The sequence below is a fragment of the Corynebacterium atrinae genome, assembly GCF_030408455.1.
Classification (GTDB): domain Bacteria; phylum Actinomycetota; class Actinomycetes; order Mycobacteriales; family Mycobacteriaceae; genus Corynebacterium; species Corynebacterium atrinae.
The window spans coordinates 323,918-348,453 of the sequence record NZ_CP046977.1; the positions used below are offsets into that span (position 1 = coordinate 323,918).

The window sequence follows — 24,536 nt, forward strand, 5'->3', positions numbered from 1 at the left end:
ATTATGGCCGAACTACAGATCGACGAACGTCAGGTCACCGTCACCCTCAACTGGTGGGAAAAGATTGCAGCCCACCGCTCTCACCTCACCGTGCCCGCCCGGGCTATCTCCGGGGTGCGCGTGGTGGATGATGCGCTCGCCTTCGCTACCGCTCTCGAGCGACACCGACACGCCCCCGGCACCCGCGTCAAAGGGGTGACCGATACCGGCACCTTTGTCACCCGCGATGGCTCCCGCGCCAGCGTCCTTTCCGTGTGTCATGGCACCGGCCCCGGTGTGGTCATTGATTTGAGTTCCGGGACGATCAGCCGGATTATCATCTCGACGACCCAAGCGGAGGAGTACGCCAAGCAACTCGGGCGTTTCCTCTGAGTCGGGTGTTTTCGTAATCTGGCCTTATTAATTTAAGGTGTAGATACCACACGGTGGACGCCCCGCATGCGATATGGCCCCCTTTATGGGAATGGCGGTCGCAGCGATGGGCGCGCATTTGTGTCTTGACCTGTTGTGATACTAACCATCGACTGTAGAAAAGATCCGTATGAGCATGGCTCCCCAGACCTCCCAGCCGGGAAAGGTCGTCTTCGTTGGCGCTGGCCCTGGCAACCCCGATCTGCTCACTATCCGTGCCCGCGAGGTGCTTTCTTCGGCGATCATTGCCGTCACAGATGCAGCTGTCCTCCCAGGCGTGCGTGAGGTCGTGGCTGCTGCTCTGCCAGTGCCTCAGGAGAAGCTGGATGCCGCGGAGCGGGAATACGAGCGCATCTGTGCTGAGGCCAAGGAAGCCGGGGCTCGCCGCCGTCCCGCGCGTCCCGCCGAGCCCACCGCCGCCGATATTCGTGAGCCCGTTGGATCTACCCCCGATGAGGTGGCCGCGCAGTTGCGTGATGCCCTCGCCGAGGAACAAGGTGATGTCATCCGCCTCGTCACCGGTAACCCGTTGACCCGGGATCAGACGATGGCGGAGATCGCCGCTGTCGCTGGCCTTGGCCTGGAGTTTCAGGTGGTGCCGGGCATGTCTCTGCCGTCCACGGTGCCCTCTTTTGCGGGTATCGCGTTGGGCTCGACCTACACCGAAACCGATGTCACGGAGAACAACGTCGACTGGGATCAGCTGGCCAGTGCCCCGCAGCCGCTGGTGCTGCAGGCGGCCGATGAGAACTTGAGCACGATTGCCACGGAGTTCATTTCCCGCGGCATGAGCCCGGACACTCCGGTCTCAGTCACCGTCAACGGCACCACCCGCTTGCAGCGCACCCACGATGCGACGTTGGGTACCTTGGGCCGCCTCGACGTTGAGCTGGGTGGCCAGCTGGTGGTCACCCTCGGTAAGGGAGTGGACGACCGCACGAAGTACTCCTGGTGGGAAAACCGCCCGCTGTACGGCTGGCGCGTGTTGGTGCCGCGCACCAAGGAGCAGGCTGCGTCGATGAGCGCGCGCCTGTCCTCATACGGCGCCATTCCGCAGTCCGTGCCGACGATCTCTGTCGAACCGCCGCGCAACCCCGCGCAGATGGAACGCGCGATCAAGGGCATCGTTGAAGGCCGGTACCAGTGGATCGTGTTCACCTCCGTCAACGCGGTGTCCGCGGTGTGGGAGAAGATCAATGAGTTCGGCCTCGACGCCCGCTCCTTCGCTGGCGTTCATTTGGCCGCCGTCGGTTCCAAAACTGCCGACGCCATCCGCGAGCTGGGTATGACGCCAGAGCTGCTGCCGCCGTCGACGAAGCAAAACGCAGCCGGATTGGTCGAAGTCTTCCCCGACTATGTCGAGGAGCTTGATCCGGTGGGTCGCGTCCTGCTGCCCCGGGCCGACATCGCCACCGATGTGCTTGTCGACGGCCTGGTGGAGGCCGGGTGGGAAGTCGACGATGTCGTCGCCTACCGGACAGTCCGGGCCGCTCCGCCGTCGGCGGAGATCCGCGAAATGATCAAGTCGGGCGGCTTTGACGCCGTGTGCTTTACGTCGTCGTCGACGGTGAAGAACCTGGTGGGCATCGCCGGTAAGCCGCATCAGCGCACCATCATCGCCTGCATTGGTCCCATGACGGAGGCCACTGCGAAGGAGATGGGCCTGCGGGTCGACATAGTTCCCGCTACCGCCGAGGTGCCCGATCTTGTCGACGCCCTGGCCAACCACGTGGCCAACCTCCGTGCGGCGGGGCAGTTGCCACCGCCGAAGAAGAAGCGCCGCGCACGTCGCAAGCCAGTGGCAGTAGACAAGGACTGATTTGCGCCGGGCACTATGATGGCGGTCTAAGTACTCGCCTTCCGGAAAGGTTCAGCCCTCGCTGTGACTGACCAGCATTCTGCCCCCCTGCACGTTCCCGCCCCCGCGCGCCGCCCCCGCCGCTTGCGGCTGAATCCGGCGATGCGGGAATTCGTAGCTGAGACAACCTTGCGTCCCGCGGACCTCATCTTGCCGATGTTCATCGCCGACGGCATCGACGCACCCCGGGACATTTCTTCCATGCCGGGCGTCCAACAGCACACGTTTGATTCCTTGAAGGCCGCGGCCCACGAGGCGCTCGACGCCGGGGTGCGCTGCGTTGACCTCTTCGGCGTCCCGCTCGATGCGGATAAGGACGCGGAGGGTTCGCCGGCGTGGAAGCAGGAGGGCATCCTCAATCGCGCTCTCCGCGAGCTGCGGGCGGAGTTCGGCGATGATCTGCTCATCATGGCCGATACGTGCCTGGACGAGTTCACCGACCACGGGCACTGCGGCGTGCTGTCGCAGGACCGGTGGGGACGGGTGGTCGTCGATAATGATGCAACGCTGACCCGGTATCAGCGGATGGCGGTGGCCCAGGCCGACGCCGGGGCGCACATCGTTTCCCCTTCGGGGATGATGGACGGCCAGGTCCTGGCGATTCGGGAGGCGCTGGATGGTGCCGGGCACGAGGATGTGTCCATCATGGCCTATTCCGCCAAATACGCCTCCGCCTTCTACGGGCCCTTCCGCGAGGCCGTCGGCTCATCCTTGGAGGGCGATCGCCGCACCTACCAGCAGGATCCCGCCAACTTGCGTGAGTCTCTGCTTGAGGTGGAACTCGACATCGATGAGGGCGCCGACTTCGTCATGGTCAAGCCAGCCCTGCCGTACCTCGATGTGTTGCGCGCGGTGGCGGACGCCTCCCCGGTGCCAGTCGCCGCGTACCAGGTATCCGGCGAATACTCGATGATTCAGGCCGCCGGTCGCAATGGGTGGATCAACCTGGAGGCAGTGATGATGGAATCATTGACCTCTATTAAGCGGGCCGGTGCCGACCAGATCCTCACCTACTTTGCCACCGACGCTGCCCGGGCCCTTCATGTCTGACACTGAGAAGACTGAGAAGACCGAGAAGACCATGCCGCCGGAGTCGGTGCGGCTCATGGTGTGGTTGTTCGCCTTCGCTGTAGGTGGGGAGGTTCTCCACCAGATCCTCAATGTGACCATCTCCTTCATTGATCCCTCCGCGCTCATCGCCGCGGCCAAGGAGCAGACGGACCCGCAGCGGTTGGAGTCCATCGGGGACACCGGCGTACGTCTGGCGGCCTACGGCTCGGTGCTGTTCATGGGAGCGCTGAGTCTGGCAATCATGGGCCTGCTCACGTGGATGATCTTCGCCCTGTGGCGGCGCTCCCGCTTCGCCGGGACGGCCCGCCGGATGCTGCTGGTCTTCGGGTTCTACTTCGGGTTCCGCGTGATGATGCTGTTCATGGTCACACCTGGCGGGACGAATGTACCCGTGGCACTGTATGTCGTAGATGGAATCGTGCAGATCCTCGTGGGTGTCGCCGCCGTCATGGGAGTGTTCCTGACGTTCAAGGAAGACACCCTGAAGTGGACTCGCGAACTGCCCGTGGCCAAAGACAGGAGCTGAGATACGAGTATGCCCAGCATGTTCCCTGGAATGTATCGTTCGCCGGATGATCCGAACCGGCGCCTGCGAAGCGACGGTGCCTCCGATCCCGCTGATGGGTCCTGGCCACCCGTGCTGCGCTGGGGTTACTGGGTGTGCGTCGCGGCGGCCATTTTCATGACTTTCTCGGGTCTGGTGATGTTCGCATTGCCCGTCGAGGATCGGGCCGGAGCCGCACCCGAGGTCATTGAAGCTTTCCACCGCAATGTTCGTTTCGTGGCCATTTTCAACGTCGTCGCCGGAGTGCTCGTGGCCGCCCTGGCTGCGCAGCTGAAGTCCGCGGGCCTCGTCTCGCGCCGCGTCCTCATCGTCGTCATCGCTTTGGCCGTTTTCTGCAACGTCGCCGCCTTCGCCATCCAGGTCGGCGGGCTAGCCATGATTGTCATCGTTATCCTCCTCGCCGTGGCCGCCTTCTTGGTGTTCCGCCCGGCATCCAATCGCTACTTTGCCCGCGCCAACGGCCGGAACTACTAGTCTTCGAATCATGAATAACCGCTATGACGATGTCGTCTCCTCGGCGATCGCTGAGGCGAGGACCGCTGCCCGGGCAGCCGGCTTCAACGACATCGATGAGGAGCGCACCCAGCCCGCCGATCCCTCCGAGCGACCCAAAGTGTCCTACGCCTTCGACCTCACGGGCTTGGACAATGCCCCCGACATCGCCGACATCGAAGCCGCGCTTGAGCAAATCCACGGGGTGCGCGCCCGCTTGGTCTACCCCAACGCCACCGCGTGGGTGACCGCTCCCGATACGGTGGACCCCAACGACCTGATCCTCGTCATCGAGAGCTTTGGAGTGGGGGCCGTGCTCACCGACAGCTCCTTGCGCCGCCGGATTATGCACTCCCACTCGGGGGAAGGGCCGCTGACCCAACGGGCTGAGGTTCGCCCCAAGCGCCGTCGTTCATCCATGTCGTGGAAGTTCCGCCGACATCTGGAGCAAGAGGCACGTATCCAAGAACGGGCGCGGCGCGCCGGGTTCTTGAATAGCTCCCAGGAAAGCCTGCGCGATCCGGAGGCCAAAGGGCGCCAGGACATTTTGTTCACCGCCCGTGATCTGCTCACACCCACCCGGCTGTTCATCACACTTGTGCTCACCTTGCCGGTGCTGTTGCTCACGTACTTCCAGTCCCTGCAATTCGATGGCTGGCAGTGGGTGACTCTGGGGTTGGCGTTGCCGGTGGTGACGTGGGGCGCGTGGCCCTTCCACCGGGCCATGGCTGGCGGAGTGCGTCGCGGTCTGACCGCGCTGGACGCTGCGAGCTCGGTCGCGATAATCGCCGCCACGATGTGGTCGATGGTCATGCTGGTTTTCACCCCGGCGGGTGATCTCGGCTGGCGGACGACGCCGTCGTGGTTCGCCTTCGACCACAACCGCATTGTCGACGGTGAGCTCTTCCTCGACGTCGCCTGCGGCATGACGGTGCTGTTGCTGGTCGGGCGGTTGCTCACCATGCGTAGCCGCGTCAGCCTGCTCGATGAGCTGGATGCCCGCCGGCCCAGCCCCCATGAACTGGTTGAGGTGGTGCAGAAGAAAGCCACCAGTGGCGACGGCGGCGTGGCCGGGGTAACCAAAGAGAAGATTCCGCTGCAGGAAGTGAATGTTGGCGACGACATCAGCGTCGAAGAGGGCCAGATCATTCCGGTCGACGGCCAGGTCGTGGGCGGGTCCTGCATGGCGTCGCCGGGCTTGTTCGGCTCGGGTCCGGCCGATATTCAGGACGTCAAGGTTAATTCCTACGTCTACGCCGGGACGAAGAACCTGCGGGGGCGCATTAAGGTGCGTGCTGCATACACCGGGCACGGCACTCGCCTGACCGCTATTCGCCGCTGGGTCTTCGCCGCGAACCAGAAGCAGATCCAATCAACGTTGCTGTCTACTCGTACCGCCGCAATGCTGATCCCCGCTGCTTTCGGTATCGCCGTCCTCGATTTCTTGTTGTGGGTGCTCATCGCCGGCAACTTCAACGCGGCCTTCGCCACGTCCCTGGCGGTGCTTGCTTCGGTCGCGCCGGTCGCAATTGCTTTGTCGCCAGCCTTGGCTATCCGCAACGGTATTGAATCCGCCGCCCGCAACGGCGTGCTTATTCGCGATGGAAGCATCGTGCGGGTGATTGAAAACATCGACACGGTGATCTTCAACCGAGTAGGCACGCTGGCGGAGACCGGCATGACCGTGGAGACGGTCACCGCCGACCGGGGAGAAAACCCCGAACTGGTGCTGCGCGTGGCCGGGGCTCTGGCCATGGAATCCGATCATCCCGTCTCCCGCGCCTTGGTCCGGGCGGCACGCGAGGCCCGCGACTTCGGTACCGGCGGTGAGGAAGTCCCCCACTGGATCGACGTCAGCCACTTTGAGATCGGGCCCGAGGGAGACTTCCGCGGACACATCGAGCTGCCAGTTACCGACGACAGCGGGCACGTGAGTATGCAGCCGATGGAGGCCCGGTTGTGGCGACCGCTCAACATGTCTCAGCTCCAGGGGCGTCTGGCAGCGGCGGCAGTCTCCGGCGGTACGCCATTGGTCGTGCGCTGGAAAGGACGTGATCGGGGCGTGATTACCCTGCGCGATACGGTCAAGGATGACGCCGAGGAAGCAATCCATGACCTGAGCGACATGGGGATTGAAACGATGATGCTGTCCCGCGATACCTACCCCGTGGCGCGCCGCATTGCCGACCGCATTGGCATCGACCACGTTCTCGCGGGCATTGCTCCGGGCAAGAAGGCCCAGGCAGTGCGCTCGGTGCATACCCGCGGGGCGACAGTCGGCATGGTGGGGGATGCGTCGGTGCTCAGTTCCCTGCGGGTGGCGGACGTGGGCATCCTCATGGGAACGGATGCCCAGGTTGATCGCATCGCGCATTCCGAACACCCAGACGTCGACGCGATTGTCCTGCGCCCGGATGTCACGGCGATCCCGCAGCTCATCGTTCACTGTCGGCGTATCTGCCGGATCATTGACCGCAACATCGTGTTCGCCTGGACCTACAACGGCCTGGCTGTGCTGGCCTCGATCGCTGGCGTGCTTCATCCGATGGCGGCGACGGTCCTCATGCTGGGCTCCTCCCTCATTATTGAGGCGCGCTCGAACCGGGCGCGAGTGTTCCGCCGCTAGTTGGGAATGCGTCCGTTTAGGCCGTATCCAACTTATGGACCACAATGGACGCTATGACTCGCCGCACCCTCATCGACGCCCCGCTTCTCGACGCCGCTGTCCCCGGCCGCACCCCCACCCGCACCCCCGTCTGGTTCATGCGCCAGGCCGGCCGTTCCCTGCCGGAATACCGGCAGGTTCGGGAGGGCATCGACATGCTCGATTCTTGTTTCATGCCGGAGCTGTTGGCGGAGATCACCATGCAGCCGGTGCGCCGTCACGATGTTGACGCGGCGATCTTGTTCTCCGACATCGTCGTGCCGCTGAAAGCGGCCGGCGTCGGGGTGAACATTGTGGCGGGCCGCGGACCGGTGATGGATAGTGCCATCCGGAGCCGCGCGGACGTCGATAAGCTGGCCATCCTGGAGGCGGACGTGCCGGAAGTGAGTGCCGGGATCGAGATCATCCTCGACGAGCTGACTGACTCGCAGGCCCTCATCGGTTTCGTGGGGGCGCCGTTTACGCTGGCCAGCTACCTAGTGGAGGGTGGGCCGAGTAAGAACCACGAGAAGACGAAGGCCATGATGCACAGCGAGCCCGAGACGTGGCACGCCCTCATGCGTCGCCTGACGCCGACGATCATTCGCTTCCTGCAGCTGCAGATCGACGCCGGAATTGACGCCATGCAGCTGTTCGATTCCTGGGCGGGGTTCCTCACCGAGCGCGATTATCGCGAGTTCGTGCTGCCGTATTCCACCGAGATCCTTGCCGCTATCGAGGACGCCGGCATTCCCCGCATCCACTTCGGCGTGGGTACCGGCGAGCTGCTTGGTGCCATGAGCGAGGCCGGTTCCGAGGTCATGGGAGTGGATTGGCGAGTCCCGCTGGACCAGGCCGCCGCGCGGATCAACGCGGTGAGCGGGCCGAAGGTGCTGCAGGGCAACCTGGACCCGGCGATGCTGTTCGCTGGGCGTAGCGTGGTGGAGCGGGAGGTCGCGCGCATTAAGTCCGAGGCGGCCGCCGCCATTGCCGCAGGTGATGCCACCGGCCACATTTTCAACCTCGGCCACGGCGTCTTGCCCACCACCCCGGCGGAGGCCATCACCGAGGCCGTCGCCATCGTTCACGGAGAAAACTAGTGCGCTACGCCATCATCGGAGCCGGTCTCGCCGGCCTCGTCACTGCTACCGAGATCCGCCGCGCGGACGCCGACGCCGCCATCGATGTCTTCGAGGCCGAGGACCGCATTGGCGGCAAGCTGTTCACCGTGCCCTTCGCCTCCGGGCCGACGGACATGGGCGCCGAGGCCTACCTCGCCTTCCGCTCGGATGCGACCGACTACTTCGAAGGCCTGGGGTTGGGTGAGCTGCTGCGCTACCCCTCGGACCTGCGCTCGCTCGTCTATTCCGGCGGCCAGACGCGGGCACTGCCCGCCGTCGGCGTCATGGGCATTCCGTCTAGCTCCGAGCCGATCGCCCATCTGGTCTCGGCGGAGACCGCCTCGCGTATCGACGCCGAAGGGGACCAGGACAGCATCACCTGGCCGGTCGGCGGGGACCTCAACTTGGGTGCTTTGATCCGCGAGCGCTATGGCGACGAGGTCGTTGACCGCGTGGTGTCCTCCCTGCTCGGTGGGGTGTACTCCTGCCTCGCCGATGACCTGGGCGTGCGTGCGACGGTGCCGCAGTTGGCGTTGGCCTTCGACGCACTGGCTGAGGCTGGTGAGAAGGTCACGTTGTCGGGGGCGGTGGCGCGGGTGGAATCCCAGCGCCCGGCTCGCAGTGGTGACCCGAAGCCAGTGTTCGCCTCCTTCGACGGCGGGTACGCGGTTGTCTATGAGGCCCTTGCCGAGGCATCTGGCGCCGACATTCACCTTGATGCCTTCGTCTCGGGCGTGACCCGCGGAGTGGGCGGCTTCACCATCACTGGGGCGGGCGAAGGCACCTACGACCGCGTCGTCTTTGCCACTCCGGCGCCGACGACCGCGATGCTGCTGCGTTCGCTGTCCCCGGAGGCGTCGGCGGCGCTGAAGTCCATCAAGCTGGCCTCCTCCGTCGTCGTGGGCATGAAGTTCGATTCCGCCGAGGGCCTGCCGGACAACTCCGGCGTGCTCGTCGCCGCCGATGAGCCCGGTGTGCGGGCCAAGGCTTTTACCCTGTCGTCGAAGAAATGGCCCCACCTGAGTGAACGGGGCGGTGCCTTCGTGCGCGCCAGCTTCGGCCGCTTCGGCGACGATGAGATCGTGCGCGCCGACGAAGACGACCTCGTCGACTGGGCCCTGGATGACCTGCAGACGGTTACTGGTTTCGACGGCCGCGAGGCCGGGCTGGCGGAGATCTACGTCCAGCGCTGGTTCGGCGGCTTGCCCCGCTACGACGAGACCCACCTGGCCACCGTGCAGGCCGTGCGTTCCGAGCTGGCCTCAGTCCCGGGGGTCGAGGTCACCGGGGCCTGGGCTGGGGGAGTGGGGGTCCCGGCGGTCATCGCCGACGCCCGCGCGACCGTCGCCCGTTTGCTAGGCTGACCGGATATCTAGCCCCGCCTGGTGGGGCCCGGACGAGGGAGCCGTACCCGGAGTCGCGACAAGACGGCCAGAAAGATTGTGTCGTGACTATGTCGTGGATTGTTCTGCTCGTCTCCGGGGCATTCGAAGCTGTCTGGGCCGTGGCCTTGGATAAGTCAGCGGGGTTCAGCCGTCTCATCCCCTCCCTCGTGTTCGTTGTTGCCCTGGTTATCTCCATGGGCGGGCTGGCCTGGTCGCTAAAGAACCTCCCCCTGGGAACCGCTTATGCGGTGTGGGTGGGAGTCGGGGCCACGCTGGCTGTGCTGTACTCTTTTTCCACTGGTCAGGAGGCGATCAGCGTGCTCAAGGTGCTCTTCCTGCTCATGGTCGTGGGCGGCATTATTGGCCTGAAGGTGGTGGGGTAACCCCCACCCTATGGACTACCCCGCCGTACCCCCTACAATGGGTTCCCATGACTACCGCCGATGTGACCTCCGCCCACACCACCGCGTCTGCCCGGTCGTTTGAGCGCGCCCGCGCCCTCATCCCCGGCGGCGTGAATTCCCCGGTGCGGGCCTTCGGATCGGTCGGCGGCCAAACCCGCTTCATCGAGTCGGCCTCCGGGTCGCGTTTGCGGGATGTCGACGGCAACGAATACGTGGACCTGGTGTGCTCCTGGGGCCCGATGATCCACGGCAACGCCCACCCCGAGGTCGTTGAGGCCGTGCAGCAGGCGGTGACCAAGGGCCTTTCCTTCGGTGCCCCCACCAACGCTGAGACCGAATTGGCGCAGATGATCGTGGACCGGACCAGCGTCGAAGAGGTGCGCCTGGTCAACTCCGGCACCGAGGCCACCATGTCGGCCGTGCGCCTGGCCCGGGGTTTTACCGGCCGCGCCAAGATCATCAAGTTTGACGGCTGCTACCACGGGCACGTCGACGCCCTCCTCGCCGCTGCCGGGTCCGGCGTTGCCACCTTCGCGCTACCTGACTCCCCGGGGGTGACCGGGGCGTCGGCCGCCGACACCATCGTCGTTCCCTACAACGACCTCGCCGCCGTGCGTCGCGCCTTCGACGAGAACCCGGGTGAGATCGCCTGCATCATCGCCGAGGCCTCCGCCGGCAACATGGGCGCTGTCGCCCCGCGCGACGGCTTCAATGCGGCGCTGAAGGAACTGGCCCACGCCAACGGCGCCCTCCTCATCCTCGACGAAGTGATGACCGGCTTCCGCACCTCCTACTCCGGCTGGTTCGGCGTCGATGGCGTGGCCGGTGACCTCACCACCTTCGGCAAGGTCGTCTCCGGCGGCCTGCCTGCCGCGGCCTTCGGTGGGCGTCGCGACATCATGGAGCACCTCGCCCCCAACGGCCCCGTGTACCAAGCGGGCACCCTCTCCGGAAACCCGGTGGCGATGGCCGCCGGTATGGCCTCCCTGCGCCTGGCCAGCGAGGACATCTACCCGGTGCTCACCGCCAACGCCGACCGCCTGGCCGGGCTCATTTCCAGCGCCCTGAATAAGGAGGGCGTGGCCCACCACATCCAGCGCGCCGCCACGATGCTCTCCATCCGTTTCGCCGAGGGCGAGGGGCACAACTTCGATGAGATGAAGGCAGCAGACACGTTCCGCTTCCCGCCCTTCTTCCACGCGCTGCTGGACCACGGGGTCTACGCCCCGCCGAGCGTGTATGAAACGTGGTTTGTGTCCACCGCCCTCACCGACGATGATTTCAAGAGGATTGAGAGCGCCCTCGTCCCCGCCTCGCAGGCCGCCGCCGCAGCAACTGCTTAAAGGAACCTTCATGAGCACCACGATCGTCCACCTCGTACGCCACGGCGAGGTCCATAATCCCGACAAGATCCTGTACGGAACGATCCCCGGCTACCACCTGTCCTCGCGGGGCCGCTCCCAAGCTGCCCGCACGGCCCGCTCCTTCGAGGGCCACGACGTCACCTACCTGGGTGCCTCGCCCTTGCAGCGGGCACAGGAAACCTCCGAGCCCTTCGCCGAGATCACTGGGCTCGAGGTGGACACGGTGGACGGGATCGTCGAGGCGGGCAACCGTTTCGAGGGCCTGCGCACCAAGGGCTGGCGCTCCCAGTTGTGGAACCCGGTCCGCTGGCCGCTCATGCTCAACCCCATCGAGCCGAGCTGGGGCGAGGCCTACGTGGATATCGCCGAGCGGATGATGAAGGCCGTCGAGCGGGCGCGCGCTCAGGCGGAGGGGCACGAGGCCATCCTCATTAGCCATCAGCTTCCCATCGTCATGGTGCAGCGTGCCGCTCGGGAGCTGCCGTTGGCCCATGCCGGGCGGGAATGCGACCTCGCCTCCGTCACCTCCTTGGTGTTCGATGGCGCGGAGATCACCGACATTTTCTATTCCACTCCGGCGAAGGACATCTGACCGGGATGCGCCTGAAAACCGTATCCGTGGTTCTTGCCGCGGCCTTGACCCTGAGCGCCTGCACCGCCGATGGTGATGCCGCGAAGAATGCCGTCGCCGTCGGTGGTACCTTCCAATTCCACTCGCCCGGCGGCCAGGTAGAGATCTTCTACCCGGAGTCCGAGCGGGCGCCGTTGCCGAGCTTCACCGGCGAGTCCCTCACCCAGGAGGGCCAGGAGATCAGCCTCGATGATTTCGCTGGCGAGGTCGTCGTCCTTAACGCGTGGGGGCAGTGGTGTGCCCCCTGCCGTTCCGAGGCTGATGACCTCCAGGTTGCCCACGAGGAGCTGCAGAAGGTGGGCGGCACCGTCCTGGGCATCAACGTGCGCGACTACAACCAGACCATTGCGCAGGACTTCCTCACCGACAACGGCCTGACCTACCCGTCGATCTATGATCCGCCGTTTAGGACCGCGGCCGTCCTCGGTGGCGTGCCGGCGTCCGTCATTCCGACGACGATCGTGCTGGATAAGCAACACCGCCCGGCCGCCGTCTTCCTCCGGGAGGTCACCTCCACCGATATTCTCGACGTCGCCCTTCCCTTGGCCCAGGAGTCCTAGTGGTCGACGTGGTACTGGCCCAGGGTCTGGGACAACAATTTGCCGACGCCGCCGCCTCCGGCCCACTGTTGCTCGGTATCCTCGCCGCCGCGGCGGCGGGACTGGTGTCATTCGCCTCGCCCTGCGTCGTTCCCCTCGTGCCTGGGTACATGTCCTACTTGGCGGGCATCGTTGGCGGTGAGATGACCATGGACGGCCGACATGGGCCGGTCGTCGCTAAGAAAAGGCAATGGGCGGTGGCCAGTGCCGCATTGTTGTTCATCCTCGGATTCACCGTGGTGTTTGTGCTGGCCACGGTGACGGTATTCGGGGCGATCAGTGCGCTGACGCTCAACGCTGAGACCCTCATGCGGGTCGGAGGCGTGATCACCATCCTCATGGGCATCGTCTTCATGGGCCTGGTGCCCGTGCTCCAGCGCGATACGCGCATGGCGCCGAAACGCTGGACCACGTGGCTGGGCGCCCCGCTGCTGGGCGGAGTGTTCGCCCTCGGCTGGACCCCGTGCCTGGGGCCGACGCTGGCGGCCATCATCTCCGTATCCGCCGGCACCGAAGGCATGACTGCTGCCCGGGGTGTCATCCTCATCATCGGCTACTGCCTTGGGCTGGGGCTACCCTTCCTGCTCGTAGCGCTGGGCTCGGCCCGGGCGATGCGCACCATCGGATGGCTGAGCAAGCATTCGCGCGCCATCCAGATCACCGGCGGCGTGCTCATGATCCTCGTCGGGCTGGCCCTGGTGACCGGCGCGTGGGCGGAGTTCATCAACTGGGTGCGGCAGTGGACCGTGGAGTACGGCGCAACCTTGATCTAGCCGCATGGCGGATCAACAACCAATCTAGGAATGGAAGACAAACCGATGCGGATCGTCGTCACCTACCTCAACAAGGCCTGGCACTGGCTCACCAGCATGCGCACCGCCCTGGTCCTGCTGTTCCTCCTGGCCATCGCCGCCATTCCCGGTGCCCTCCTGCCGCAGCGCAGCCTCAACGAGGAGAACGTCACCGAGTACATCGCCAACAACGGCCGCCTCGCTGAGATCTACGACAAGCTGCAGCTTTTCGACGTCTTCTCCTCCGTCTGGTTCGTTGCCATCTTCGTCCTCCTCACGATTTCCCTCGTCGGCTGCATCCTCCCGCGCACCTGGGATCACTGGAAGGCCATGAACACCCCGCCCACCCGGGCGCCGAAGAACCTTCACCGCCTGCCCCTGCACGCCTCCGGCGTATCCGACAAGCCCCTCGACGAAGTGGCCGCCGATGCCCGTCGCCTGCTGAAGAAATGGCACGTCTCGGAATACCAGCCGTCGGAAGACCGGGCTGGCGCCTTTTCCCTCGCCGCCGAGCGGGGCTACGCCCGCGAGGCCGCCAACCTGCTCTTCCACCTCGGCTTGGTCGGCATGCTCATCACCATCGCCGCCGGTCGCCTCGTCTACTACGAGGGCCAAGTCATCGTGGTCACCGAATCTGGCAACTACGAGACCCCGGAGATTACCCAAAACACGGAGTTCTGCAACACCTCCACCGCCAACTTCGACTCCTTCCGCGCCGGTGCGCTGTTCGACGGCACCGGACTGACCACCTTCTGCTTCGACGCCCACGACTTCTCCGCGGACTACCTCCCCAATGGCCAGGCCGAAATGTTCACCTCGAACATCTCCTGGGCCGCCGGAGATGACATCCTCACCCCGAAGGATCAGTGGCAGGACTACCAGCTGAAGGTCAACCACCCGCTGCGCATCGACGGCGACCGCATCTATCTCCAGGGCCACGGCTACGCCCCGACCTTCACCGTCACCTGGCCGGACGGCGAATCCCGCACCCAGACCATCCAGTGGCGCCCCGATGATCCGACCTTCTTCCTCTCCTCCGGCGTCATGCGTTTCGATCCCCCCGCCGGTATGTACCCCGACCTCTACGAGCGCCGCCAGAACCAGATCGCCATCCAGGGATTGTTTGCCCCCACCGCGCAATGGGATGGTGAAAAGGGTGAATTGCTCACCTCCCAGTACCCAGCAATGCGCGATCCGGCCGTGGCCATCGATGTCTACCGTGGCGACGCCGGCCTGGACACCGGCCGCGCCCAGTCCATCTTCAGCCTCGACCCCTCGCTCTTGCACTCGGGCCAGCTACAAAAGATTGAGCGCGTGAACCTCACCCAGGGGGAATCCGTCACGCTTGATGATGGCACCGTGGTTACTTTCGACGGCGCCAGCGAATTCGCGAACTACCAAATCTCCCGCGATCCTTTCCAGCCGTGGGTGCTGGTGACCGCGTCGATCATGCTGATTTCCCTCGTCGGTTCCCTGGTGATCAAGCGCCGCCGCATCTGGGTGCGCCTGCGCCCGGCCGCCGATGGCACCACGCTCGTCGAGCTCGGCGGCCTGGCGCGAACCGACCGCGCCGGCTGGGGTAGCGAGTTCGACACGATCCACCGCGAGCTTCTTGGCCTGCCCGATCCCGATGAGTTGGACGATGAGGATGGGCTGTACGACGACCGCGACTAACCCCGGTGGGGGTAGCCCATCAAAAGATGGATCAATGTCTCGGTCAAGGGTTGGAACCCATTAGTGGGGTGCGGTAGCCTCACAAAGGTATCTGCCTAGCTCCACCGACTGTGAGGGTGTTTAAGAGTCCATGCCTGTCAATCAGACTCTCGCTAGTTTTTCCGACACCGCGTTCATCACGGCGCTCATCATCTACCTGGGCGCCCTCGTGCTGTCCATGGTCTACTACGTGAAGATGCTCAGCGTCGTTGATGCCCGCCGGGTGCTGAGCAACGTCGAATCTAAGCAGCTGGTCTCGGTAGGGGCCGGAGGCTCCGATTCTGCCGAGGCGAGCGCTGAAAATACCGCGGAGACCATCACCGAGGATGAGCTCCATCGCCGCGAAGCCGCCGCCAACAAGTGGGGTGGCATGACCCAGTCACTCGTGTGGCTTGGTGTCGTCGTTCACGTCGCCTCCGCCGTCATGCGTGGCCTGGCCACCGATCGCTTCCCCTTCGGCAACCTCTACGAGTACGTCCTCGTCATCACCGGTTTCACCATGGTCGGCGCCGCGATCGTCATCCAGCGCAAAGAGTGGCGCATCGTCTGGCCCTGGCTGCTGGTTCCCGTTCTGGCCCTCATGTTCTTCGGTGGCACCAAGCTCTACTCCGATGCCGCTCCAGTCGTACCGGCCCTGCAGTCCTTCTGGTTCCCGATCCACGTGTCCACCGTCTCCATCGGCGCCTCGATCGGCATGCTCTCCGGTATCGCCTCCTTGCTCTACCTGCTGCGCATCTGGCAGCCCCGTGGTCAAGAACGCGGCTTTTTCGGCGCGCTGGCCAAGCCCCTGCCTAGTGCCAAGAAGCTCGACGCACTGGCCTACAAGTCCGCCATCTTCACCCTCCCCATCTTCGGACTCGGCGTCGTGCTCGGCGCCATCTGGGCCGAAGCCGCGTGGGGTCGATTCTGGGGCTGGGACCCGAAGGAAACAGTCTCCTTCATCACGTGGATCCTCTACGCCGCCTACCTCCACGCCCGTGCGACGGCGGGTTGGCGAGACCACAAGGCAGCCTGGATCAACATTCTCGCCCTGGCCACGATGGTCTTTAACCTCTTCTTCATCAACATGGTCGTCTCCGGGCTGCACTCCTACGCTGGGTTGAATTAGCCCTTGTCCGGCACAGCTTCGTGTGTCACAGTCTGAACCATGGCACTGAAGTGGTACTCCGTCGTCATCGATTGTCTCGACCCGCAGGCGCTTGCCCGCTGGTGGGCTGAGGCGTTGGAGTGGAAGCTGGTTTATGACACTCCCGAGGAAGCAGTCATCGTTCCGCCCCATCTGAGTGAGGAGCCGATCGCTGACGTCTCCACCTGGCGGCAGCAAGGCCAGGGCTGGGTGTTCGTACCGGTTCCTGAGGTCAAGGCTACGAAGAATCGCCTCCACTTCGATTTGGCACCGCATACCTCGCAGGATCGGCAGGCGGAGATCGATCGGCTGCTGCGGCTGGGTGCTACGCGGGTCAATGTTGGACAGGACGAGAGTGCAGTGACCTGGGCTGTTCTCGCTGACCCGGAGGGAAACGAGTTCTGTGTCCTTTCCTCCCGTGATCATTAGCATGGCCTCATGACTGAATTTCGGGTTAGGCGAATCTACGAAGCCCCCAGTAGCAACGACGGGTTGCGGGTGCTGGTGGATCGGTTGTGGCCGCGGGGGATGTCGAAGGTGCGGGCCCATCTGGATCTGTGGGAAAAAGAGCTGACTCCCTCCCGCGAACTGCGATCGGCTTATCACCGCAGTGAGATCACCTACGAAGAGTTCACTCAACGTTACCGGCGGGAACTCAAAGACTCCGGGGCGGCCGAAACCTTCGTGGCGAGCCTGAGCGCCAACATCGTAACGCTGCTGACCGCGGTGTCTGACCAGGAGCGCAGCCATATTCCGGTGCTATTGGCAGCACTAAAAGAGGCTGGTGGGCTGCAAGCGTAGAACGGGTTAAAACTTTTCAGACAAAAAGTATCAGAGAGGTCTACGCTCAGAGTTATAAAAGGTACCCACAATAGGTGGCGTATCGCCGCTGGCCATTAGGTTGTCGAAACGCATGTACCTCTAAGGAGGAGTGGATGACTGGAAAATCCGTACCCCGGAAGAAGATCGGCAAACCGGCGGGCGATGACCCAGAGTTGATAGCTTTGGGTGCTGTCTTGGCAGAGAAGCGACGCTCCTCGGGCCGACTTCAGCAAGAAGTGGCCAAGGCAGCGGGTGTTTCTCGTTCGACTTTGCACACGATCGAGCATGGTGGCGCGGGTGTTCGTTGGGAAATCGTGGCCGCTGTGGCCAAGGAGTTAGGTCTTCGCCTGACCTTCGTCAACAACGGCACCGCAGTTTACTAAGTCAGGCTATTTCTCTTCCGGCTGGTCCCCGGGTTCATCGCCGCTGCCTTTTTTGTCGCCCGCTTCCGGCGACTCGTCCTCATGCTCTAGGTAGCGTTCCCGGGCGCGCTTCATCCGCTCTTCTTCCTCCTTGGAGGCGGCCTCTTGCGCGCGGCGGCGTTTGAAGCGGTTCTTCTCGATGTTCCACAGGAACTCTTCGTCATCGTCCGGGCCCTTGATTTGGCGGGGCGGTGCCGCGACTTGATTGCGCTTCCAGGTGGAGGGTCCGAATGCCCGCCACACCAAAATGACGGCGGCAACGATGAGCAGGAGCAGTAGTAGACGACCCATGAGTTCCTCCTTCTTTGTTCTCCACTCTACGGTGCCACGATTGGGGGCTGCCTGCCGCCCCAGGATCGTTGAGTAAGCTCTTGGGTGTGACTGACCAGGAAAACTCGAACCAGCCCCCTGCGCTTGACCCGGAGGTCTCGCGGCGTGCCAACATGGCCCTGCTCAAATACGGCGGGGCGCGTTTGCTGCTTTTCTTGGGCCTCACGGTGGTCATCCAGCTCGCAGCGTGGCTAATTGATGCCCCGGTGCCGCTGATGATGTCGGCGCTGCTGGCATTGCTGGTAGCTTTCCCGCTCTCCATGTTGATTTTCAAAGGCATGCGCATTGAGGCCACGGCGTCGGTGGCGGCGCGTACGCAGGAGCGTAAGGCCCGCAAGGAATGGGTGAAGCGGGAACTCGAATCCCGCTAACGCCCGAAGAGCAGCGCGATCGCCAGCATGACGGGCAGTGACCCGAAGGTGGTGAGGAAGACGGTGTCGCGCGCCATGATCATTCCGCGTTGGTACGTCGCCGCGTAGTTGTAGACGTTCTGCGCAGTCGGCAGAGCTGCCAGGATGACGGCGGCGTAGAGCTGCGTGTCATCCAGCCCGAGGCCAAGGCCGATGAGCCAGGCGAGCACGGGCATGCCCACGAGCTTGAGGCTGGTGGCTACCAACGTGCCCGGCCGGTCCGCAGGAGTCTTCAGCGGAGCGGTGTTGCGGAGGGAGGCGCCGAAGCTGATGAGGATCATGGGGATCGAGGCTCCGCCCAGGATCACCAGCGGTGTCATCACGGGGGTCGGGATCTCGACGCCCACCACCGCGACGAGGAGCCCCAGCAGGGAACCGAGCACGATGGGGGAGAACAGCGCCGAGCGCATCGATGCCCCGATCTTTGCCGCCAATGATCGGCCACCGGCATCCGCCGACCCCAGCCCGGCGAGCACGAACGGGGTAAACACCACCATCTGGAGCACCAACACCGGCACCACGTAGGTAGCCTCCCCGAGCACGTAGACGCTCACGGGTAGGCCGATGTTGACGGAATTGAAATAGCTTGCCGACGCCGCCCCCATCGTCGTCGTAGGCACGTCCTGCCGAAAGAACGCCGCTGAAGCGGCGAGATAGACGGCGGATGTCGCGATCGTCGATAAGCCAATGACCGCAATGACCGGCGATACTAAGGTCGATGCATCGGAGTTAGCCACGGAGGTGAACAGCAGAGCCGGGGACGCGGCGTAGAACGCCACCCGGTTGAGCACGAGGCGCTCCCGGTCGTCTTTGATCACGCCGAAGCGCGCGAGCAGGGCACCGGTGGCGATGACCGCCAGGATGATGGCGAAGCCCGTGATCACGCCCGTCATTAGGAGTTCAAGGCCAGGACGACGGCGGTGATGACGGCCCACATGAGCATGGCCTGACCGGTGGATTTGATGAGGGGAATGAGCTCCATTCCGCGGGCGCCGCGCAGGGCGAGGATGATTCCGCTGAGCGCCAGGGGGAGGGCGAGGATGGCCAGGAGGAGGGGAAGCAGTTCCGCCGCCATCGCCACGGACATGAGGAATGGGGTCAGCGCCAGCGCGGTGTAGAGGTAGCGGGTCTTCCGGTCGCCGAGGCGCACGGCAAGGGTGATTTTTCCGGATGCGGTATCGGTGGGGATGTCGCGGAGATTGTTGGCCAGGTTCACCGAGGAGGAGATCGCCCCGATGGCGACGGCGCAGGCCACGCCGATCCAGCTCACGGAGCCGGATTGGGTGTATTCGGTGCCCAGCACGGCGACCAGGCCGAAGAAGATGAACACCGCCACCTCGCCGAGGCCCTGGTAGCCGTAGGGGTTCTTGCCGCCGGTGTAGAACCACGCCCCGGCGATGCAGAGCGCGCCGACGAGGATGAGCCACCAGGCGCTGGACAGCGATAGCGCGATGCCGGCCACGCCTGCGACGCCGAAGGCGAGGAACGCGGCGATCTTGACATGCTGCGGCTTCGCCAGGCGCCCTCCCGTGAGGCGGGTCGGCCCGGTCCGGTCCTCGTCAGTCCCGCGGATGCCGTCGGAATAGTCGTTGGCGTAGTTGACCCCGACGATCAGCGCCCAGGCCACGATGAGCGCGAGGAGGGCTCGCCACCACGAAAATCCACCGGCGTAGGCCGCCGCACCCGAACCGACGATGACGGGGGCGAAGGCGTTGGGCCAGGTGTGCGGGCGGGCGGCCTGCCACCAATCCCGCGGCGTGGCTGTTGGCGAGTGATGATCTTCGAGCATGTGCCCCATTGTCCTTGATCGGCCCAGCTTTTGCCTATCCGGGGGCCCGGTATCAACGTAGGGTGGGAACGAGTTTCTCCACCGACGATAAATGGGGGTGACCGCAGCGATGTGGGTGTCTTATGTGGTGGGCCAAGCGGTGAGTTTCCTGTTTACACTTCTGCGGATGATCCCCCTGGCCTGGCGTAACCGTTTCTCGCGGGAGCGCATCCCCCAGGGCGGCGATGTGCTTATCTCGCTGACCTCGCATGGGGATCGCCTCAAGCGCGCGCACTTCACGGTGGAATCCATTGCCCGCGGTGATGCCCAGGCACCGATCGTGCTGTGGTTGGACCAGGGGGACTTCGATAAGGAGCTGCCCGCTGGCCTGAAACGGCTGGTCAAGCGGGGCCTGCAGGTGCGCTGTTCGGATGGAAACTATGGGCCGCACACCAAGTATTGGAATCAGTTCCGCGCGGTTGCTGGCACCGATACCCGCGTGGTCACCGTCGATGACGACATGATCTACCCGGAGTGGTTCCTCCAGCGCCTGCTGTTCATCGGTGAGCTGCGCAACGATGTGGTCATCGCCTACCGCGCGCATCGCATCGAGCTTCGGCACGGTCGCCTGCTGCCCTACGTCAAGTGGACCGCCGCCGATACCAGCCGCGCGTCTTTCCTCCACTTCGCCACGGGTGTCTCCGGCGTGCTGTATCCCAGCTCGTTCATTTCCCACGTCGTGGAGCAGGGGGATCAGTTCCAGCAGCTCGCGCCCCGCGCGGATGACGTGTGGTTGCACGTCTGCGCGCTGCGCTCGGGCCACCCCATCCGCCAGGTGTATGCGCATCCCCGTAATTTCGCGGTCGTGCCCAGCACGCAGGGCGGCGCGCTGGTCATCGGTAACACCCTCATGGGCGGCAACGACGAGCAAATCGCCCGGGTGTACACGCCGGAGGATGTCGCCTTGCTGGTCGCGGCCTCGGCGGAAGAAGATTAAAAGAGCTTCTCGACGCCTCGTCGGTCCACCTTCCCCGGCCCCACCAGCGGCAGGGCAGCAACCTGCCGAAGTTCCTTCGGCAGCTGCCAGCGGGGCAGGTCATCCAGCCCGTCAAGCACCTCCGCCACGGACGCTGACCCCGAGTACGCCGCCACGATCGCCTGCCCCAGCCGGGGGTGCGGTACCCCGATGACACAGGCTCCCGTCACCCCGGGGATCCGCAGCATCGCCTGCTCCAGCACCTCCGGGTGGAGTTTTAGCCCACCGGAATCGATGACGGCGTCGAGGCGACCGGTGACGGTGAGGCGGCCGTCGATAAGCTTTCCGGCATCGGAGGTGGCGAACCAGCCCTCCTCCGCGAACGCCGGGTGGCCCGGGTGATTGCGATACCCGCGGGCGACCATCGGCCCGCCTAAGTAGATCCGGCCCTGTGTGACGCGGACCTGCGCGCCGGGCAGCGGGCGGCCATCGTAGACGCAGCCGCCGGAGGTCTCCGACGAGCCGTAGGTAGTCACCAGCGTGATCTGCATGTCGGCCGCCGCCCGTGCGAGCTGCGGGTTGAGCGGCGCGCCGCCGATGAGGATCGCGTCGAAGACCCGCAGCGCCTCGATGCCCTGCAAAGAATCCATCGCCTTGGCCAACTGCAGGGGAGTGAGCGCCGTGTACGCCTGCCCCCGCACCTGCGCGGCCGCCCGGGCGAAACCGCCGATGTGGAACCCGGTGCTCAGATCCACACAGATGGGATCCCACCCGGCGACCAGGGAACGCACCAGCACCTGCAGGCCCGCGATGTGATGGGCCGGCATCGCCAACACCCACTGGCCCTCGCCGCCCAGGAATTGGTGCGTGGCATCGGCGCTGGCCACCAGATTCAAGGGGGTGAGCTGGGCACCCTTGGGGGTGCCCGTCGACCCGGACGTGCCCACCACCACGGCGATGTCCTCCGCGATGGCCTGCCCCGCGCCTTGGGAATCCTTCAGCAACGCCGTGCGGGCCGGGTCCTGCAACGGGACCGGCAGCAGGGCCCGCTGACCGGCGATGGCCTCCTCCAGCGCGGGGAGCGCGGCGGCGGGGGCGGCGGCGTCGATAAGCAGGGGTTGAAGAACGCGAGTCACGGAGCTACATCCTAATGGGCGGCTAGTAGTAGAACGGGTACTCCGACCAATCGGGCTCGCGCTTGTGCAGGAAAGCCTCCTTGCCCTCGACGGCCTCGTCGGTCATGTACGCCAGGCGGGTGGCCTCGCCCGCGAAAACCTGCTGGCCCATGAGGCCATCGTCGGTGAGGTTGAAAGCGAACTTGAGCATTCGCTGCGCCGTGGGGGACTTGCCGTTGATCTCCCGGGCGACCTGGATGGCCTCGTTTTCCAGCTCGGCGTGATCGGCAACAATGTTGACCGCGCCCATCCGCTGCATCGTCTCGGCATCATAGGTGCGGCCGAGGAAGAAGATCTCCCGCGCGAACTTTTGGCCGACCTGCTTGGCTAGGTAGACGGAGCCATAACCGGCATCGAAGGACCCCACATCGGCGTCGGTCTGCTTGAAGCGGGCCTCCTGGCGGGAAGCGATGGTGAGATCACAGATGACATGCAGCGAATGCCCGCCGCCAGCCGCCCACCCATTCACCACGGCGATGACCACCTTCGGCATCGTGCGGATGAGCCGCTGCACCTCAAGGATGTGCAGCCGCCCGCCCTCGACCTTCGTGCGGGACTCGTCGACGGTATCGGCCGTCTCCCCGGACGCGTACCGATACCCCGACCGACCCCGAATCCGCTGGTCACCCCCCGAACAAAACGCCCACCCGCCGTCCTTGGTGCTCGGCCCATTACCGGTAATGAGCACCACGCCCACGTCCGGAGTCCGCCGCGCGTGATCGAGCGTGCGATACAACTCATCCACCGTGTGCGGCCGGAACGCATTGCGCACCTCCGGCCGATCGAAAGCGATCCGCACGATGCCATCTTTACGAGTCCCGCCGACGTGGCGGTGATACGTCACGTCACTGAGATCCTCGAAACCCTCCACGGGCTCCCACTGCGCGGCGTCGAAAGGATTGTCTGTGCTGTAAGCCATGCCCCTAGCCTACGGCCCGCCCACCTACTCTTGAGCCATGCACATCGATGACATCCTCGACCGCGCCCACGTCGTCGCCCTGCCCATGGCAGTGCGGTTCCGCGGCGTCGACACCCGGGAAGCACTGCTTATCGACGGCCCCGCCGGCTGGGGCGAATTCGCCCCCTTCCTCGACTACGGGCCACAAGAGTCCGCCGCGTGGCTGCGCGCCGGGCTGGAAGCCGCCTACGACGGCTTCCCTGCGCCCGTCCGCTCGTCGGTGGAGGTCAATGCCACCATCCCCGCTGTGCCAGCCGGGGAGGTGGCAGCAGTGTTGGAGCGCTTTCCCGGTTGCCGCGTGGTCAAGGTCAAAGTCGCGGAGGCTGGGCAAACGTTAGCCGACGATGTTGCCCGCGTGGCCGCCGCCCGCGACGCCCGGCCCGGCGCCGTCATCCGCGTCGACGCCAACCGAGGCTGGAGCGTGTCCCAAGCCATCGAAGCCGCCCGCGCCCTTGGCCCCCTCGACTACCTCGAACAACCCTGCGCCACGGTGGAAGAACTCGCCCAGGTGCGGCGCGAACTCATGCGCTCCGGGATCTTCGCCCGCGTCGCAGCCGACGAATCCATCCGCCGCGCCGACGACCCCTACCTGGTGGCCTCGCTGCAGGCCGCGGATGTCGCCGTGGTGAAAGTCGCCCCGCTCGGAGGGGTGCGCCGGGTGCTGGACCTGGCTCGCGATCTGCGCGCCCGACACATGGACATCACCGTCGCCTCCGCCCTCGACACCGCCGTCGGCATGAACGCCGGCCTGGCCGCCGTCGCCGCCTTGCCCCTCCTCAACGACGATGATGAGATGGACGTCCCACCCCCTGCCGCCGGCCTAGCCACCCAACAGCTCTTCGTCGAGGACGTTGCCCCGCCCCGCCCCATGATCGACGGCCACCTCTCCGTCGCCCCCGTCAACCCTGAGACCGACCGCCTCGCAGCCTTGGCGGTCCCTGTGAAACGCCGCGACTGGTGGTTCGAGCGCCTCCGAGAGGCCCACCAGTACCTGTAACCTGGCCCTATGACTCCGCGCAACCCCGATGACGAGACCCGCTACCTAGGCCCCACGGGCTCATCCTCTGGCTCCTCTGCTGGGCAGGAGCGGCCGCGCCAATACTTCCCCGGAGAACACGACCCGGATTACCACTACGAGCCTCCGGCCCCTCAGTACCCTCAGTACGAGGCCCCCGCCCCGAGCGCCCCGGCCCCGCAACGCGGCGGCACCTCGATGCTGCTGGGCATCCTATTCGGCCTTGCCATTCTCGCCGCCGTGGCCTTCTTCTTCCTCTGGCGCTCCGCGGCCGGAAACCTTGCCGAGGAAAGAGCCACCGTTCCCACCACCCCGCCCCCGGTGACGGTGACCAGCGTGGTCACCCAGACCCAAACCTCCACGGTGACGGAGACCTCGCGCGTCCTCCCCACCGCGATCCCTTCCCAGCTCCCCGACATCGGCGGCTGGATTGATTCGCTCACCGGCGGTCAGGCCGAGCCCACGCCAGCTCAGTAGACTAGACC

27 protein-coding genes and 1 riboswitch are annotated in these 24,536 nt (G+C 65.0%); of the genes, 22 read left to right on the plus strand and 5 right to left on the minus strand.

Annotated features, from left to right (window positions below; translation table 11 throughout):
- The first annotated feature begins 3 nt into the window (after positions 1-3).
- From CATRI_RS01625 to CATRI_RS01710, 18 genes are all read left to right on the plus strand, one after another.
- Positions 4-372 (plus strand): hypothetical protein, encoded by a 369-nt coding sequence (locus tag CATRI_RS01625; RefSeq protein WP_290219094.1) that lies wholly within the window; start codon positions 4-6, stop codon positions 370-372.
- A 169-nt stretch (positions 373-541) separates the two neighbouring features.
- Positions 542-2,230: a bifunctional uroporphyrinogen-III C-methyltransferase/uroporphyrinogen-III synthase gene (locus CATRI_RS01630; protein ID WP_290219097.1), complete on the plus strand. Its 1,689-nt coding sequence runs from the start codon at positions 542-544 to the stop codon at positions 2,228-2,230.
- A 63-nt stretch (positions 2,231-2,293) separates the two neighbouring features.
- Complete coding sequence (gene hemB / locus CATRI_RS01635; protein WP_494337461.1) at positions 2,294-3,319, plus strand: porphobilinogen synthase; 1,026 nt, start codon at positions 2,294-2,296, stop codon at positions 3,317-3,319.
- Entirely contained in the window at positions 3,312-3,866 is a 555-nt protein-coding gene (locus CATRI_RS01640; RefSeq protein ID WP_290219101.1) for a hypothetical protein, read from the plus strand. The genes hemB and CATRI_RS01640 overlap by 8 nt, the downstream gene beginning before the upstream one ends.
- Before the next feature lie 18 nt (positions 3,867-3,884).
- Complete coding sequence (locus CATRI_RS01645; protein WP_290219103.1) at positions 3,885-4,379, plus strand: hypothetical protein; 495 nt, start codon at positions 3,885-3,887, stop codon at positions 4,377-4,379.
- 10 nt (positions 4,380-4,389) lie between these two features.
- Positions 4,390-7,023: a heavy metal translocating P-type ATPase gene (locus CATRI_RS01650; RefSeq protein ID WP_290219105.1), complete on the plus strand. Its 2,634-nt coding sequence runs from the start codon at positions 4,390-4,392 to the stop codon at positions 7,021-7,023.
- A gap of 53 nt (positions 7,024-7,076) precedes the next feature.
- Positions 7,077-8,141, plus strand: a complete 1,065-nt coding sequence (gene hemE, locus CATRI_RS01655; protein WP_435384174.1) for a uroporphyrinogen decarboxylase — start codon at positions 7,077-7,079, stop codon at positions 8,139-8,141.
- Positions 8,141-9,526, plus strand: coding sequence for a protoporphyrinogen oxidase (locus CATRI_RS01660; protein ID WP_290219111.1), 1,386 nt, complete (start codon positions 8,141-8,143; stop codon positions 9,524-9,526). The genes hemE and CATRI_RS01660 overlap by 1 nt, the downstream gene beginning before the upstream one ends.
- Before the next feature lie 7 nt (positions 9,527-9,533).
- Positions 9,534-9,598: riboswitch (guanidine-III (ykkC-III) riboswitch) on the plus strand.
- Between the two features lie 17 nt (positions 9,599-9,615).
- The gene (locus tag CATRI_RS01665; RefSeq protein ID WP_290219113.1) at positions 9,616-9,930 is read left to right on the plus strand and encodes a DMT family transporter; all 315 of its coding nucleotides are present in this window, start codon (positions 9,616-9,618) and stop codon (positions 9,928-9,930) included.
- Positions 9,931-9,977: 47 nt separating this feature from the next.
- A complete protein-coding gene (gene hemL / locus CATRI_RS01670; RefSeq protein WP_290219115.1) occupies positions 9,978-11,294 on the plus strand; it encodes a glutamate-1-semialdehyde 2,1-aminomutase in 1,317 nt (438 codons plus the stop codon).
- Positions 11,295-11,304: 10 nt separating this feature from the next.
- A complete protein-coding gene (locus CATRI_RS01675) occupies positions 11,305-11,907 on the plus strand; it encodes a histidine phosphatase family protein (RefSeq protein WP_290219117.1) in 603 nt (200 codons plus the stop codon).
- Between the two features lie 5 nt (positions 11,908-11,912).
- Positions 11,913-12,506: a TlpA family protein disulfide reductase gene (locus tag CATRI_RS01680; protein WP_290219119.1), complete on the plus strand. Its 594-nt coding sequence runs from the start codon at positions 11,913-11,915 to the stop codon at positions 12,504-12,506.
- Entirely contained in the window at positions 12,506-13,318 is an 813-nt protein-coding gene (locus CATRI_RS01685) for a cytochrome c biogenesis CcdA family protein (RefSeq protein ID WP_290219122.1), read from the plus strand. The genes CATRI_RS01680 and CATRI_RS01685 overlap by 1 nt, the downstream gene beginning before the upstream one ends.
- A 45-nt stretch (positions 13,319-13,363) precedes the next feature.
- Positions 13,364-15,010, plus strand: a complete 1,647-nt coding sequence (locus tag CATRI_RS01690; protein ID WP_290220899.1) for a cytochrome c biogenesis protein ResB — start codon at positions 13,364-13,366, stop codon at positions 15,008-15,010.
- Positions 15,011-15,140: 130 nt separating this feature from the next.
- Positions 15,141-16,157 carry a c-type cytochrome biogenesis protein CcsB gene (gene ccsB / locus CATRI_RS01695; RefSeq protein ID WP_290219123.1) on the plus strand — a complete coding sequence of 339 codons (1,017 nt, stop codon included), beginning with the start codon at positions 15,141-15,143 and terminating at the stop codon, positions 16,155-16,157.
- Between the two features lie 39 nt (positions 16,158-16,196).
- The gene (locus CATRI_RS01700) at positions 16,197-16,604 is read left to right on the plus strand and encodes a VOC family protein (RefSeq protein ID WP_290219124.1); all 408 of its coding nucleotides are present in this window, start codon (positions 16,197-16,199) and stop codon (positions 16,602-16,604) included.
- 9 nt (positions 16,605-16,613) lie between these two features.
- Positions 16,614-16,976: a DUF488 domain-containing protein gene (locus CATRI_RS01705; protein WP_290219126.1), complete on the plus strand. Its 363-nt coding sequence runs from the start codon at positions 16,614-16,616 to the stop codon at positions 16,974-16,976.
- Positions 16,977-17,110: 134 nt separating this feature from the next.
- Positions 17,111-17,380, plus strand: a complete 270-nt coding sequence (locus tag CATRI_RS01710) for a helix-turn-helix domain-containing protein (protein ID WP_290219127.1) — start codon at positions 17,111-17,113, stop codon at positions 17,378-17,380.
- Between the two features lie 6 nt (positions 17,381-17,386).
- Here CATRI_RS01710 and CATRI_RS01715 read toward each other — a convergent pair whose 3' ends face one another.
- On the minus strand, positions 17,387-17,710 hold the full coding sequence (locus CATRI_RS01715) for a hypothetical protein (protein WP_290219129.1): 324 nt from the start codon (positions 17,708-17,710) through the stop codon (positions 17,387-17,389).
- Between the two features lie 86 nt (positions 17,711-17,796).
- Between CATRI_RS01715 and CATRI_RS01720 the strand changes: the two genes are divergently transcribed.
- The gene (locus tag CATRI_RS01720) at positions 17,797-18,120 is read left to right on the plus strand and encodes a DUF4229 domain-containing protein (RefSeq protein ID WP_435384175.1); all 324 of its coding nucleotides are present in this window, start codon (positions 17,797-17,799) and stop codon (positions 18,118-18,120) included.
- On the opposite strand, the gene CATRI_RS01725 is transcribed toward CATRI_RS01720, so the two are convergent.
- On the minus strand, positions 18,117-19,052 hold the full coding sequence (locus CATRI_RS01725; RefSeq protein WP_290219131.1) for an AEC family transporter: 936 nt from the start codon (positions 19,050-19,052) through the stop codon (positions 18,117-18,119). The genes CATRI_RS01720 and CATRI_RS01725 overlap by 4 nt on opposite strands.
- Positions 19,052-19,948, minus strand: coding sequence for a 1,4-dihydroxy-2-naphthoate polyprenyltransferase (locus CATRI_RS01730; RefSeq protein WP_290219133.1), 897 nt, complete (start codon positions 19,946-19,948; stop codon positions 19,052-19,054). Before CATRI_RS01730 ends, CATRI_RS01725 begins: the two co-directional genes overlap by 1 nt.
- 109 nt (positions 19,949-20,057) lie before the next feature.
- On the opposite strand from CATRI_RS01730, the gene CATRI_RS01735 reads away from it, so the two are divergent.
- Positions 20,058-20,924: a glycosyltransferase gene (locus CATRI_RS01735; RefSeq protein ID WP_290220904.1), complete on the plus strand. Its 867-nt coding sequence runs from the start codon at positions 20,058-20,060 to the stop codon at positions 20,922-20,924.
- On the opposite strand, the gene menE is transcribed toward CATRI_RS01735, so the two are convergent.
- Both menE and CATRI_RS01745 read right to left on the minus strand, forming a co-directional pair.
- Positions 20,921-22,039 carry an o-succinylbenzoate--CoA ligase gene (menE, locus tag CATRI_RS01740; protein ID WP_290219134.1) on the minus strand — a complete coding sequence of 373 codons (1,119 nt, stop codon included), beginning with the start codon at positions 22,037-22,039 and terminating at the stop codon, positions 20,921-20,923. The two genes, CATRI_RS01735 and menE, sit on opposite strands and share 4 nt — an antisense overlap.
- Before the next feature lie 22 nt (positions 22,040-22,061).
- Positions 22,062-22,997, minus strand: a complete 936-nt coding sequence (locus CATRI_RS01745) for a 1,4-dihydroxy-2-naphthoyl-CoA synthase (RefSeq protein WP_290219136.1) — start codon at positions 22,995-22,997, stop codon at positions 22,062-22,064.
- 37 nt (positions 22,998-23,034) lie between these two features.
- Here CATRI_RS01745 and CATRI_RS01750 point away from each other — a divergent pair, with 37 nt between their 5' ends.
- Both CATRI_RS01750 and CATRI_RS01755 read left to right on the plus strand, forming a co-directional pair.
- Positions 23,035-24,033, plus strand: coding sequence for an o-succinylbenzoate synthase (locus CATRI_RS01750; RefSeq protein ID WP_290219139.1), 999 nt, complete (start codon positions 23,035-23,037; stop codon positions 24,031-24,033).
- Between the two features lie 9 nt (positions 24,034-24,042).
- The gene (locus CATRI_RS01755; protein WP_290219142.1) at positions 24,043-24,528 is read left to right on the plus strand and encodes a hypothetical protein; all 486 of its coding nucleotides are present in this window, start codon (positions 24,043-24,045) and stop codon (positions 24,526-24,528) included.
- Positions 24,529-24,536 lie beyond the last annotated feature (8 nt).